Here is a 12561-nt window from a genome sequence, read left to right as displayed (position 1 = left end):
TGGGCCTTTCGCCGTTCGCCTGTCAGGGCACCGGGGCGAACCCGGGAAGCCATTTCTCCAGAATCTCCCGGTACGACGCCTCGGCCTCCAGTTGGCTGAGCACCCCGATCGATCCCAGCGTCACCCGATGGATCAACAGGTACGACGGTGGGAGGTTCAGTTTGCGGCTGAGCTGGTACGCCGCGGAGCGCGGATTGGCCAGCCGGGTCGCTTCCGACCGCAACCAGGCACGGGTGAACCGGAACCGCTCCACCGCCACCGGCTCGATCATCGGCCGCAGGAAGGCGAGCACCGCCTCCGCGTCGACCTCGTCGTCCGGCTTGATGAACTTCTCCTCCCGGAGCCCGTCGACCACGCCCTGGGCGTCGCCGTCGAGGGCGAGCCGGACCAGCCGGCCGATCGGCTCGGGGTGCCCACCGGGAAGCCGGGCCACCGCACCGAAGTCGATCACGCCGAGGCGGCCGTCGGGCAGGATCCGGAAGTTGCCCGGGTGCGGGTCGGCGTGCAACAGCCCGGCCCGCTGCGGCGCGGAGAAGTGCAGCACCGCCATCAGCCGGCCCGCCTCGTCACGCTCCTCGGGGGTTCCGTCGGCGATCACCCGGGCCAGCGGATCGCCGTCGACCCACTCGGTGACCAGGATCTGCGGCGCGGACGCGATCACCCGGGGCACGAAGATCTCCGGATCGTCCTGGTACGCCGCGGCGAAGGCCCGCTGGGTCTCCGCCTCCATCTCGTAGTCCAGTTCCTCGGTGACCCGCTCCCGGAGCTCGGCGACGAGCGGCTTCACGTCGATGCCCGGCTGCAGGATCTTGAACATGCCGGCCAGCCGGCCGAGCTGTTTGAGGTCGGCGATCAGGGCGTCACCGGCCCCCGGGTACTGCACCTTCACCGCGACCGCCAGGGTCTTCGGCCTGGCGTTGCGGCGGGCCGGTGGCAGCTTCCACACCGCCCGGTGCACCTGGCCGATGCTGGCCGCCGCGGCCGGGCTGTCGTCGAACTCGGCGAAGTTGTCCCGCCAGTCCGGCCCGAGCTGTTCGGCGAGCGCCTTGTGCACGTTGGCCACCGGCATCGGCGGCGCCGCCTCCTGGAGCTTGGTCAGCGCCTGCCGGTACGGCCCCGCCATCTCGTCGGGCAGCGCGGCCTCGAACACCGACAGCGCCTGGCCGAGCTTCATCGCACCGCCCTTGAGCTGGCCCAGGACGCTGAAGAGTTGCTCGGCGGTGCGCTGTTGAATGTCCGCGGAGATGACGTCGGACGCCATCCCGACGGCACGCTTGCCCAGGCCCAACGCGGTCCGCCCGGCAAAGCCGAGGGGCAGCGCGGCGAGCTTGGCGGTCCGGGAAGCTGCACGACGCGGTATGTCCGTCACCAGATCATTGTTACCGACGGAAGGGGGTTACTCCGCCCGTCACTTGGTGGTTTGGTGCTTATGCGGTGAAGGTCCTGTGAAGGAACGGCCCCGGCGACGCCGATGACAGTCGCAGAAGACGTGCGGCGGCCACGTCCGCCGCCGGAACCGGCCGGGCGCCGCGATCTCCACCGAGGCGCCCAGCGTCTCCGGGGTCCGGCCGTCCAGATGGGCGAGCGCCTCGCCGGTCGCGAACGCGGTGGCGGCCAGCACGGTGGTGACCGCGCACGGCTCGGTCGCGTCCGGGCTCGGCGGGGTCAGCGCGCCCGGCCAGCCGGCGTCCCGCTCGCGGCGATGCAGGTCGACACAGTTCAGGCACGGCTCACCGCCGGCGGGCACCAGCGGGCCGACCACCGCGACGCCGTCCCGGATCGCCACCACCAGGTGCGGCTGGCGCCGGGCGGCATGTCCCGCGGCGATCAGCGAGGTGGGCTTGTCGTGCGCGAGCTGGACGACCAGGGAGACCGGGCTGCCGCGTCCGCCGCGCACGTCGGTGCCGGGCGCCGCGCGCAATACCGCGGCGGTCACCGCGGCCCGGCGCGGGCTGCCGACGTCGGCCGGGCCGAGAGGGGAGCCGGTGAGCTCGGCCGGGCCGACCACCCCGGCCACATCCGGATGGACCTGGCCGACCCCGGCCTCGGCCAGCGCGACCGCGATCGGCGCGGCGAGCCGGCCACGCCCGCTGATCACGACGCGGGCGGCACGGCGCCGCCGCAGGACCCGGGCCGGCGACGGCTCGGGGTGGGAGCTGCCGGGCGCCCGGGCGGCGGAGTCCAGCGCCATGGCAGCCGCCTCGCCGGTCAGCCGGTGCCGGTCGGCGGCGGGCAGCGCCGGTGGCAACAGCTCCGCCGAGGGCAGCACGAGGCCCGCGGAGGAGAGCAGATCGAGGATGGTGAGCGCCTGATCGGGCGAGACGCCGAGCTCGGCCGCGCGGAGCAGGACCAGTCGTTCGGGCCGGTTGCCGTCCAGCAGATCGAGGACCTGCGCGGCGCGGGGATCGGGCAGATGCAGCAGCACCGCGTGCGCCGGGTCCAGCCCGATCTGCAGCTCGGCGGGACTGCGCCAGATGCGGGGCAGCCCGGGGATAAGGGTGGGCCGGGGCACCGGTGTCCGGTTCATGGATGACAGCGTGTCACCGTAGAACTGCGGAGCGGTGCCGTTATCCACAGGCGATCGGTTCTCTGACACCGGGTTGTCCACAGCCCTGGGCAAGTTATCCACAGGGGTGGAGAATCCCGTTTAACTCAACGTGTTCAGCCGGACACGGTTACGGCAGTTGTCGAAAAACCTCCGGGGAGGCCGGCCGGTGGGCCGGCCTCCCCGGACGCGGGTCACGACGCCTTGGCCTTGCCCAGGATGCGGTTCATGGTCGTCCCACAGACCGGGCACTTGCCCTTGGCCATGTTCATACCGGTCTTCGAGACCTCCACGTTGCCCTGGAAGTCACGCTTCTCCTTGCACTTGACGCAGTAGCCGTTGTACGTGGTGTCGGCCACGGTTCCTCCTCGTCGTATCGTCGGCCGCCCGGCCCGGTGCCCCGTTCGCGGCGCGGGCGCGAACTCTTTCCTGCGGCGTTGGACCGCTCGCGGCCATGCGGATGTGGCCACCCGTCCGGGGCGGTCACTTACCCAGGTCAGCCCGGTTCCATGTCAACGCAGCGTCGGCGCTGTCGCCGACGACGTGAGTGTGCCGGTACGAACTACCCTTTTCACCCATTTTGCCGGGACACGCCGATGATTCCCTTCAGAAAGGCATAAAACAGACATGAGGCGCACTGGTCACGCGAGTCGACGATGGTCTAGGTTGACGAATGTCGGCCCATGTTGCCGGTGAGGAAATTTTTTTCGGGTATATGCGGTCGAAGTGCGCATTTCCCTGACACTCATTGGCCGTACTCTTGCGGTGACCAGGGTCCGGCGGATTAGCGTCTCAACGTGAACCCGAATCTGGGCCGCGCGAGCCGGTAATGGCCCGCGTGCGCAAGCCTGTCGTGGAAGTGCGGCGCAGCCAGCGCCGGCGACGGACGGTGTCCGCGTACCGCGACGGGGAGCGCGTGGTCGTGCTCATCCCCGACCGGTTCTCGCGCGCCGAGGAGAACGAGTGGGTCGAACGGATGCTCGCCCGGCTCGCCGCCCGCGAGGAACGGCTCAAATGCACCGACGCCGAACTGCTTGCGCGCGCCCGCCGGCTCACCGCCCGCTACCTCTCCGATCACGCCGGCCAGGTGGCGCCGGCCAGCGTCCGCTGGGTGACCAACCAGAACGGCCGCTGGGGCTCCTGCACGCCGGACGACGCGACCATCCGCATCTCGCACCGCATCCAGGAGATGCCCGACTGGGTCATCGACTACGTGCTCCTGCACGAGCTGGCGCACCTCATCGTGCCCAGCCACAACGCGCGTTTCTGGGAGCTGGTCAACCGCTTCCCCAAGGCCGAACGCGCCCGAGGCTATCTGGAGGGCGTCGCGGCTGTGCTCATGACGTCGCCTTCGGCGCCGTAGGCATCGCCCCCTTCGGGGCCGGTGTCGAGGCCACCTGAAACAACCACGCTTCGCTAGTCGCTTTCGGTGGCCTCGGCACCGGCGGGCGCCATGCGACGTGGGTGTGCTCAGACCGGCTGGTGTTCCAGCTGGTCGCGGTCGGGGTGGCGGGAGCTTCTGACCGGCTTGTCGGTCTGCCGGTAGGGTTGGCGGGTGACGCGGCGGGTCGTGGTGGTTCTGCTGGTGCCGGTTCCGTGGAGCCCGCCCGGGGTCGGCCTGCGGCAGTGGCGTGCGGCCATGGCGGAGGACGTGGTGGATCTGCTGGCCCGCCTGGCGCAGGCAGAGGCAGCGATCGCCGCGGTGCCGGCCGACCGGGACCTGGCCGAGGAGATCGCCTGGCCGGGGACGCGGATCTACGAGATCCCGGAGCCGACGGTGCTGCCGGTGCTCGAAGCTGCCGCGGCCGACGGGTTCGACCAGGCGGCGGTCATCGCCGCGGACGCCCCTGACGTGCCCGGGATGACCCTGGGCAAGCTTCTGCGGCCGCTGGAGAGCAAAGCGGTGGCCGTGGCCCCCGGCGGGCCGTCCGGCGGACTGTTCGGCGTCGCCACCGGCCTGCCCGCGCCCGGCTGGCTGGTCGACCACGACCTGGACACCGCGTCTCCGCAGCACCTGCGCAGGACAGCGCCCGCGCCGGGGGACGTCACGTCCACCCCGCAGTGGCGCCGGCTGCGTGGACCGGCCGACCTGGCGACGCTGGACGTCGCCCTGGAGGGCTGGGAGAACACCCGAGCCCTCCTGGGCGGCTGACCCGAACTCAAGCCTGACCCGAACTCAAGCCTGAGCCGGGCCTCAGTCCTCCTTCGGGCCGTCCTCGAGGCCGTCCAGTTCGCTGATGTCCCAGTCCGACCGGCCGCGGGCGAACGCCTCCGGATCAGCGAAGTCGTCATCGGTGGGCAGCAGGTCCGGGTGGTCCCAGAGCCCGTCCCGCCCGGCGATGCCGCGCTGCTCGGTGACCGCCGTCCACAGCGCGCCGGCCTCCCGCAGGCGGCGGGGCCGCAGTTCCAGGCCGACCAGCGCCGCGAAGGTCTGCTCCGCGGGACCGCCCGCCGCCCGGCGGCGGCGGAACGCCTCGCCCAGCGCGGCCACCGACGGCAGCCGGTCGCCGACCGCGTCGTCCACGACCTGCCCCACCCAGCCCTCGACCAGCGCGAGCGCGGTCTCCAGACGAGCCAGACCGGCCTTCTGCTGCGGGGTGTCCTCGGGGGTGAAGATGCCTTCGAGGGCCATCGCCTGCATCGACTCGGGATCGCTGGGGTCGACCCGGCTCATCGCCTCCTCGATCGCTTCCCGGTTCACCGTGATGCCGTTCGCGTACGTCTCGACGGCGGTCAGCACGTGTGCCCGCAGCCACGGGACGTGCCCGAAGAGCCGCTGATGGGCCGCCTCGCGCAGCGCCACGTAGAGACGCACCTGGTCCTCGGGCAGTTCGAGCCCGGACCCGTACGACTTGATGTTGGCCGGGATGAGCGCGGCCGTGCCCGCCGGTCCGAGCGGGAGGCCGATGTCGCCGGCGGAGAGCACCTCGGCGGCGAGCTGGCCGAACGCCTGGCCGAGCTGACCGCCGAAGAGGGCGCCGCCGAGCGTGGCGACCATCGACTGCATCGGCCCGAGCTGGGCGCGGGCCTCCTCGGGCACCAGGTCACCCATGGCGCCCACCATGCGGCCGGCGATCGGCTCGCACAGCTTCTTCCACACGTCGAGGGTGTTGTAGATCCATTCGTTGCGGTTCCAGGCGACGGCCTTGTGGACGCCGCTCGGAAGCGCGGTCACCGGGTCGAGCCAGAGGTCGGCGAGCCGGAGCGCCTCCTCGACCTGGTGGCGCTCGAGCATGTTCACCGCCGGGTCGCCGGTCGCCGACAGCTGGCTGGCCGCCACCTGCCGGGCCAGGTCCCAGTTGACCGGGCCGTTGCCCGGCGCGGCGAACATCTGCTGCAGCTGCGCCATGAACTGCTGCATCTGCTGCGGGTCGGAGGGGTCGGGCGGCTGAGCGCCCGGCAGGGAGAAGCCGAACGGGATATCAGGCACGTCCCCAACGGTACGCGCGAAATGCTCGGAGCGGACCGAGGGAGGTATCAGCTCAGAGAGAACTCAGACAGGGTGGGTACGCTCACGCGCATGAGACGTCGCGGTGTCACCGTCATCCTCGGCGCCCTGATCACCGCTCTCCTGGCAGCGGGTGTGATGGTCGCACCCCTGCCGTACGTGGTGCTCAAGCCCGGCCCCACGGTCAACACTCTCGGGTCGGACAACGGCACCGAGGTGATCCAGGTCAAGAAGGGCGAGATCTCGACGTCCGAGGGGCAGCTGCGGCTCACCACGGTCAACGTGCAGTCGCAGGTGGAGCTGGTCTGGGCGATCCGGGGCTGGCTGAGCGGCGAGGACGCGGTCGTCCCGCGCGAGCTGATCTACCCACCCGACCAGAGCGAGCAGCAGGTCCAGGCGCAGAACGCGCAGGAGTGGCGGGAGTCGCAGACCAGCGCGGAGACGGTGGCCCTGCGGGAGCTGGGCTACCCGGTGCTCACCTACGTCGCGAAGGTCACCGAGGACGGCGCGGCCGCGGGTGTGCTGCGGGTCGACGATGTGATCACCGCCATCGACGGCACGAAGATCGAGCGGCCGGCCCAGGTGACCGAGCTGATCCGCGCCAAGCCGGCCGGCAGCACGCTGACCGTCGGCTACGAGCGTGGCGGCAAGCCCGGCTCGGCGCAGGTGACCAGCCGCACGTCCGGGGAGGACGACACCCCTCGGGTCGGCATCGAGATCGGCACGAAGCAGCCGAACCCGTTCGACATCGAGATCGACCTCGACAAGATCGGCGGACCGAGCGCCGGGCTGATGTTCTCGCTCGGCATCATCGACAAGCTCACGCCGGCGGATCTGACCGGCGGCAAGGTCGTCGCGGGCACCGGAACCATCGACAATGACGGTAACGTCGGTCCGATCGGTGGCATCCCGCAGAAGTTGGTGGGCGCCAAGGAGGCCGGTGCCCAGCTCTTCCTGGTGCCCAAGGACAACTGCTCGGAGGCGCTGCGCAACGCGGTGCCCGATCTGACGATGGCCGAGGTGGCCACCGTGGACGACGCGCTCACCGCGCTCGAGACGTTCGCGTCCGGTGGGACACCCCGCCCCTGTTCGGCGGCGTGATCCGTGCCGGTCGTAACGAGACAGTTCTTCCGCGTATTGAAGCTGGATGCGACATCGTAAGGTGAATCACCGGCCAGACCTAGTGTGGAGCCAACGTTGGTTATGCGTAACACTCCTCTACCGAGGATGAGCCGGCGCGGTCGCGTCACCGTCGGCGTCCTGGTCGGAGTATTCCTTCTGTTCACGCTGCTCGGGTGGGGCATCGATGCCTACACCGACTATCTGTGGTTCTCCGAGGTCGAGTTCACGAGCGTCTTCTCCGGAGTGCTGCTGACCAAGCTCGTGCTGTTCCTCGTGATCGGCGCGCTGATGACGCTCATCGTCGCCGGCAACCTGTACCTGGCGTACCGGGTTCGGCCGCTGCTGCGCCCGCACTCGGCGGAACAGGCCACCCTCGAGCGGTACCGGATGATCCTCGCGCCGCGCCTCGGCACCTGGATCGCGGTGATCAGTCTGATCATCGGGTTCTTCGCCGGCCTGTCCGCGCAGAACCGCTGGGCCGACTGGATGCTGTTCCGCAACGGCGGCAGCTTCGGGGTGCCCGACCCCGAGTTCAACGTGGATGTGTCCTTCTACATCTTCGAGTTCCCGCTCTGGCGTTACCTGCTCGGCGTCGGCTTCACCGCGGTGGTGCTGTCGGTGATCGGATCGCTCGCGGTGCACTACATCTTCGGCGGCGTCCGCCTGCAGGGCGTCGGCGACCGGATGACCACCGCCGCCCGGGCCCACCTGACCTCGCTGGTCGCCATCTTCGTGCTGCTCAAGGCCGTGGCGTACGTGTTGGACCGCCGGGCCCTGCTGCTGGAGCAGCACGTGTCGCCGGGGCTGTACGGCGCCGGCTACACCGACGTGAACGCGCTGCTGCCGGCCAAGGAGATCCTCGCCTACATCTCGGTGGTGGTGGCGATCGCGATCATCGTGTTCTCCAACGCGGTGATGCGGAACCTGGTCTGGCCCGGCGTGTCGCTGGCGCTGCTGGCCGTCTCGGCCGTGGCCATCGGCGGCATCTACCCGCTGGCGGTGCAGAACTTCCAGGTGAAGCCCAGCCTGTTCGACAAGGAACAGGAATACATCCAAAGATCCATCGACTCCACCCGGGACGCCTTCGCGCTGGCGAACACCGAGGTCAGCCAATACCGGGCGGACAGCGGCGCCCCACCGCAGAACCTGGCCGCCGACACCAGCGCGCAGAACGTGCGGCTGATCGACCCGCAGCTGGTCTCGCAGGCGTTCACCCAGTCCCAGCAGTCCCGCGGCTTCTACGACTTCGGCGAGAAGCTCGACGTGGACCGCTACACGATCAACAACAAGACCCAGGACTACGTGGTCGGCGCTCGCGAGATCAACGACGAGAAGCTGACCGCCCAGCAGCGCAACTGGCTCAACCGGCACACCGTCTACACCCACGGCTACGGCCTGGTGGCGGCGCCGGCCAACCAGGTGTGCGGCACCGGCCTGCCGTACTTCGTCTCCGGCTTCCTCGGGGCCGAGGCGCGGACCGGTAACAACTGTTCCGCGTCGAGCGACCTGATCAAGGTGGATCAGCCGCGGATCTACTTCGGCGAACAGTCCAGCGAATACGCGATCGTCGGCCAGGAAGACCCGGAGAAGAACGTCGAGTTCGACCGCCCGCAGGAGCAGAACACCGACGCCTCGGTGCTCTACACCTACGACGGCGAGGGTGGCGTGGAGATCGGATCCTTCTTCCGCCGGCTGGTGTTCGCGATCAAGAACACCGAGAGCAACTTCCTGCTCTCCGACGCGGTCAACAGCGAATCCCGGCTGATGTACGAGCGGACCCCGCGCGAGCGCGTCCAGAAGGTGGCGCCGTTCCTCACCATCGACGGCGACCCGTACCCGGCCGTGGTCAACGGGCGGATCACCTGGATCCTCGACGGTTACACGACCGCGAAGACCTACCCGTACGCCCAGAAGATCAACCTGGCCACCGAGACGCGGGACGAACTGACCGGGCAGGGCTCCTTCGCCCTGGCCCGCGACGACGTCAACTACATGCGCAACTCGGTCAAGGCGACCGTCGACGCGTACGACGGGACGGTCAAGCTCTACGAGTTCGACGACCAGGACCCGGTCCTCAAAGCCTGGAACAAGGCGTTCGGCGGCGACCTCGTGGTGCCGAAGGCGCAGATCCCGGCCGAACTGTCCGACCACTTCCGCTACCCGGCCGACCTGTTCAAGGTGCAGCGCAACCTGCTCACCCGGTTCCACGTCACCGACCCGCGGACGTTCTTCTCCGGCGACGACTTCTGGCAGGTGCCGAACACGCCGGACTCGCCGCAGACCGGCGTCAAGCAGCCCCCGTTCTACCTGAACGTGAAGCTGCCCGAACAGCAGGAGTCCCGCTTCCAGCTCACCTCGGGCCTGACACCGGCCAACCGGGAGAACATGTCGGCGCTGATCTCCGCGTCGTACGTCGACGGCAAACCCCGGATCGAAGTGCTGGAGCTCCCCGACGACACGGTCGTGCCCGGACCCATCCAGGTGCACCAGCGGATGGTCAACAACTACACCATCTCGCAACAGCTGGCCCTGCTCACCCGGGGCGGCCAGGCCACCGTCCTCTACGGCAACCTGATCTCGCTGCCACTGGGCGACAGCATCCTCTACGTCGAGCCCGTCTACGTGCGCAGCAGCCAGGCCGGCGCCGCCCCGCTGCTCCAGCGGGTACTGATGTCCTACGGCGACGGCGGCACGTTCGTCGTCCTCGAGGACAGCCTCAACGACGGCCTCAAAGCCCTCGCCGAACTCGGCAAGAACGCGCCCCCCGGCAACACCACCAACCCCGGCACCCCGCCGGACACGGCCGACCCCAACGCGACACCGCCGGCCACACCGCCGGCCGGCCCGCTCACCGGCGACCTCGCACAGGCCGCCGCCGACGTGGACAAGGCCATCGCCGACCTCAAGGCGGCCCAGCAGTCCGGCGACTTCGTCAAGCAGGGCGAGGCACTCAAAGCCCTCGACGACGCCATCAACCGCTGGAACGCGGCCAACGCGGCCGGCGGCGGCACCGCCACACCGCCGGCCGTACCCTCCGGGGCAGCCAGCCCCGCACCCAGCGCCGGAGGCTGACCATCACCGGAGTCCGGGACCCGTTTTGCGGGTCCCGGACCAGGTGCGCTAGTGTTACCTCACCGACGCGGGGTGGAGCAGCTCGGTAGCTCGCTGGGCTCATAACCCAGAGGTCGCAGGTTCAAATCCTGTCCCCGCTACGAGTCCTGGAGTCCCCCGGTCCGCGGAAAGCGCGGACCGGGGGACTCTTCGCATTTCTGCCTGGGGGCCGAGCCCCCAGACCCCACGGTGCGGTGGTTGCGGGTGGGGGAGCTCTCACTCTTTCTGGTTTTTCTTTTTGTACGGCTTGGGGCCGGCAGGAGCGGCTACGCGTTCCGTCTGGTCGCGCGAGGGGGTGCTTGGTTGCGCCTTTGCCGCGGGTGCCGGTCGGAGCGAGCACGGTGGGGCTCGGGCACTTGCCGTTACCCCGAACCCTCGACACGGCCCTGGGTGCTCGACGCAGGCCTTGGGGTTCTCGACACGGCCCTGGGCGCTCAGCGCGGCCCTGAACGTTCAGTACAGCCCCAGTCGGCCCTCGCGCAGCCGCAGGCCCCATGGCCGGCTGTCAAAGCTGTCGGCAGCGCGGCGAGGCGGTGGCCGCAACCACCGCACCGTGGGGGTCTGGGGGCTCGGCCCCCAGGCAGAATGCGAAGAGGCCCCCAGTCCGCGCAATCTGCGGACAGGAGGCCCCTAGGACTCGTAGCGGGGACAGGATTTGAACCTGCGACCTCTGGGTTATGAGCCCAGCGAGCTACCGAGCTGCTCCACCCCGCGTCGGTGAGGTAAGTCTAGCGCGTGGGTCGAGGGGCCTTGCAGTGGGGCCTCAAGGTGGGGGTGGGCTGGGGAAATGGTGCGGCCCTCCGGCGTGGGTGCCGGAGGGCCGTGGTGGTGCGGAGCAGCTGGCTCGCTGGTTAGGGGTGGGTCAGCAGGTGGTGTAGCCCTTGCCTGGCTTGGACCAGCGGCAGGTGTCGATGGTCTTGTTGGCGCCGGTGCGGAGGGTTGCGCTGTCGCCGCCGTTGTTCCAGACGTGCTTGGTCTTGTTCCAGTAGCGGGTGTGGGCGTTGTCGTTGCCCTTGCCGGTGCGCACGATCACGTACTTGCCCGCGTAGAGGTAGTAGTTGCTGGTGAAGCGGTAGAGGTTGCCGGCGCGGTCGCGGACGGTCCAGCCCTTGAGGTTGAGCGTGCTCCGGCTCTTGTTGGTGAGCCGGAAGTACTCGCCGTTGATGCTCTTGTTGGCCTTGGTGTCCGCGCCGGCGGCGTTGAACTGGATCCGGGTGAACTGGACGGAGCCCACGCCCGGTGCGGGGGCCGGCGGCTGGGTCGGCGCCGTGGTGGGCTTCGGGGTGGTGGGGCGCGGCGACGGTGTGGTGGGCCGCGGTGTGGGCGCCGTGGTGGTGGGGGTGGGCGCCGGCGTCCGGGTGGAGGTGGGCGCCGGCGTGGGGTTCGTCGGGTTGGCGCCCGGGACCGGGCCGTCGCTGCCGCCGCTGCCCGCGACCGCGATCCGCTCCTGCTGGGAGTAGTTGCTGAGCAGCAGGTTGTCGGCGGAGGCATATGCGGGGTTTGCATCCTCGGACAGGTACGCCCGGTAGGAGTGCTGACCGGCCGGCTGACCGGTGGCCGACGTGACGACCTGGGCGGCGTCGCCGGACAGCTCGGTGACACCGTCGGCGACCTCGACCCAGCCGGTGCTGGTGTAACGCTGGATGGTGACCGGGATGCCGGGCTGGTCGGGAGAGGCGCGCACCGTGAAGTTGACGGTGCCGGCGCCGGCGGAGGTGGCCGAGAACTCCGCGCCGACCCGCAGCGGCGCCTCGACGATCGGCGAGTAGAGGCCGTCGGCCTCCACCGCGAACACGAAGCCGGAGTCCATGGTGCGGACGATCTCCCACCGGCCGGTGGTCTGGTCGGCCACGTCGGTGGTCGGGTAGTCCCACGGGGTGGCGCGCTCCAGGCCTGAGGGCTGGGTCACATCGCGGCCGAACGTGTACGCCCGCTCACGCAGATAGACCGTGGAGCCGGGCGTGGCCGTGCCGGTCAGCGTGATGTTGCCCCAGCCGACCCGGACGGTCGGCGTGTCCAGGGTGGGCGCGGTCGCTGCCGCGGCCGGCGCGGCCGCGAAGAGACTGGTGCCGGCAATGAGCATGCCAAAAGCGCTACCCATGCCGAGAATCGTTTTCGGTCGGCTTTGCATTAATGGTCCTCCGTCATGGGGCAGCACTGACTGTGCCCGCTCCACCGATTGAACGGCGACGTTATCGAACAATGGCCCTTCACGGTCATCGTTCACACAGATCGGCACCTTACCCGCTGGTGTGGTCATGTGGTCCCGGAGGCAGCGAAGTGGGCGAACCAGCAGGTGGAAATAGCTGGCCGGACGATGCCAGGAGGTGACCGG

Annotated in this window: 9 protein-coding genes and 2 tRNA genes; 5 read left to right on the top strand and 6 right to left on the bottom strand. The window is 69.8% G+C overall.

Annotated features, from left to right (window positions below; genetic code table 11):
* Positions 1–22: 22 nt before the first annotated feature.
* The 3 genes from AC0NH5_RS03855 to AC0NH5_RS03845 all read right to left on the bottom strand — a co-directional run bounded on the left by AC0NH5_RS03855 (position 23) and on the right by AC0NH5_RS03845 (position 2904).
* Positions 23–1369 (bottom strand): ABC1 kinase family protein, encoded by a 1347-nt coding sequence (locus tag AC0NH5_RS03855; RefSeq protein WP_474399913.1) that lies wholly within the window; start codon positions 1367–1369, stop codon positions 23–25.
* Between the two features lie 39 nt (positions 1370–1408).
* Entirely contained in the window at positions 1409–2527 is a 1119-nt protein-coding gene (locus AC0NH5_RS03850) for a hypothetical protein (RefSeq protein WP_474399911.1), read from the bottom strand.
* A gap of 212 nt (positions 2528–2739) precedes the next feature.
* Positions 2740–2904 carry a DUF5679 domain-containing protein gene (locus AC0NH5_RS03845; RefSeq protein WP_014447433.1) on the bottom strand — a complete coding sequence of 55 codons (165 nt, stop codon included), beginning with the start codon at positions 2902–2904 and terminating at the stop codon, positions 2740–2742.
* A 470-nt stretch (positions 2905–3374) separates the two neighbouring features.
* Between AC0NH5_RS03845 and AC0NH5_RS03840 the strand changes: the two genes are divergently transcribed.
* Positions 3375–3908: a M48 metallopeptidase family protein gene (locus AC0NH5_RS03840; protein WP_474399910.1), complete on the top strand. Its 534-nt coding sequence runs from the start codon at positions 3375–3377 to the stop codon at positions 3906–3908.
* A 192-nt stretch (positions 3909–4100) separates the two neighbouring features.
* Positions 4101–4697 carry a hypothetical protein gene (locus tag AC0NH5_RS03835; RefSeq protein WP_474399909.1) on the top strand — a complete coding sequence of 199 codons (597 nt, stop codon included), beginning with the start codon at positions 4101–4103 and terminating at the stop codon, positions 4695–4697.
* Positions 4698–4739: 42 nt separating this feature from the next.
* On the opposite strand, the gene AC0NH5_RS03830 is transcribed toward AC0NH5_RS03835, so the two are convergent.
* Complete coding sequence (locus tag AC0NH5_RS03830; protein WP_474399908.1) at positions 4740–5975, bottom strand: zinc-dependent metalloprotease; 1236 nt, start codon at positions 5973–5975, stop codon at positions 4740–4742.
* 90 nt (positions 5976–6065) lie between these two features.
* Here AC0NH5_RS03830 and AC0NH5_RS03825 point away from each other — a divergent pair, with 90 nt between their 5' ends.
* From AC0NH5_RS03825 to AC0NH5_RS03815, 3 genes are all read left to right on the top strand, one after another.
* Complete coding sequence (locus tag AC0NH5_RS03825) at positions 6066–7094, top strand: YlbL family protein (protein ID WP_474399907.1); 1029 nt, start codon at positions 6066–6068, stop codon at positions 7092–7094.
* 126 nt (positions 7095–7220) lie between these two features.
* Positions 7221–10187 carry a UPF0182 family membrane protein gene (locus tag AC0NH5_RS03820; RefSeq protein WP_474399905.1) on the top strand — a complete coding sequence of 989 codons (2967 nt, stop codon included), beginning with the start codon at positions 7221–7223 and terminating at the stop codon, positions 10185–10187.
* 66 nt (positions 10188–10253) lie between these two features.
* Positions 10254–10327 (top strand) — tRNA-Met (locus tag AC0NH5_RS03815).
* A gap of 539 nt (positions 10328–10866) precedes the next feature.
* On the opposite strand, the gene AC0NH5_RS03810 is transcribed toward AC0NH5_RS03815, so the two are convergent.
* Positions 10867–10940: transfer RNA gene (locus AC0NH5_RS03810), tRNA-Met, on the bottom strand.
* A 148-nt stretch (positions 10941–11088) separates the two neighbouring features.
* Entirely contained in the window at positions 11089–12327 is a 1239-nt protein-coding gene (locus AC0NH5_RS03805) for a lamin tail domain-containing protein (RefSeq protein WP_474399903.1), read from the bottom strand.
* Between the last annotated feature and the right edge of the window lie 234 nt (positions 12328–12561).

The organism is Actinoplanes sp. 13 (assembly GCF_056134165.1).
The sequence above is the reverse complement of the archived record's forward strand: the minus strand, read 5'-3'. Positions and strand labels throughout refer to the sequence as shown.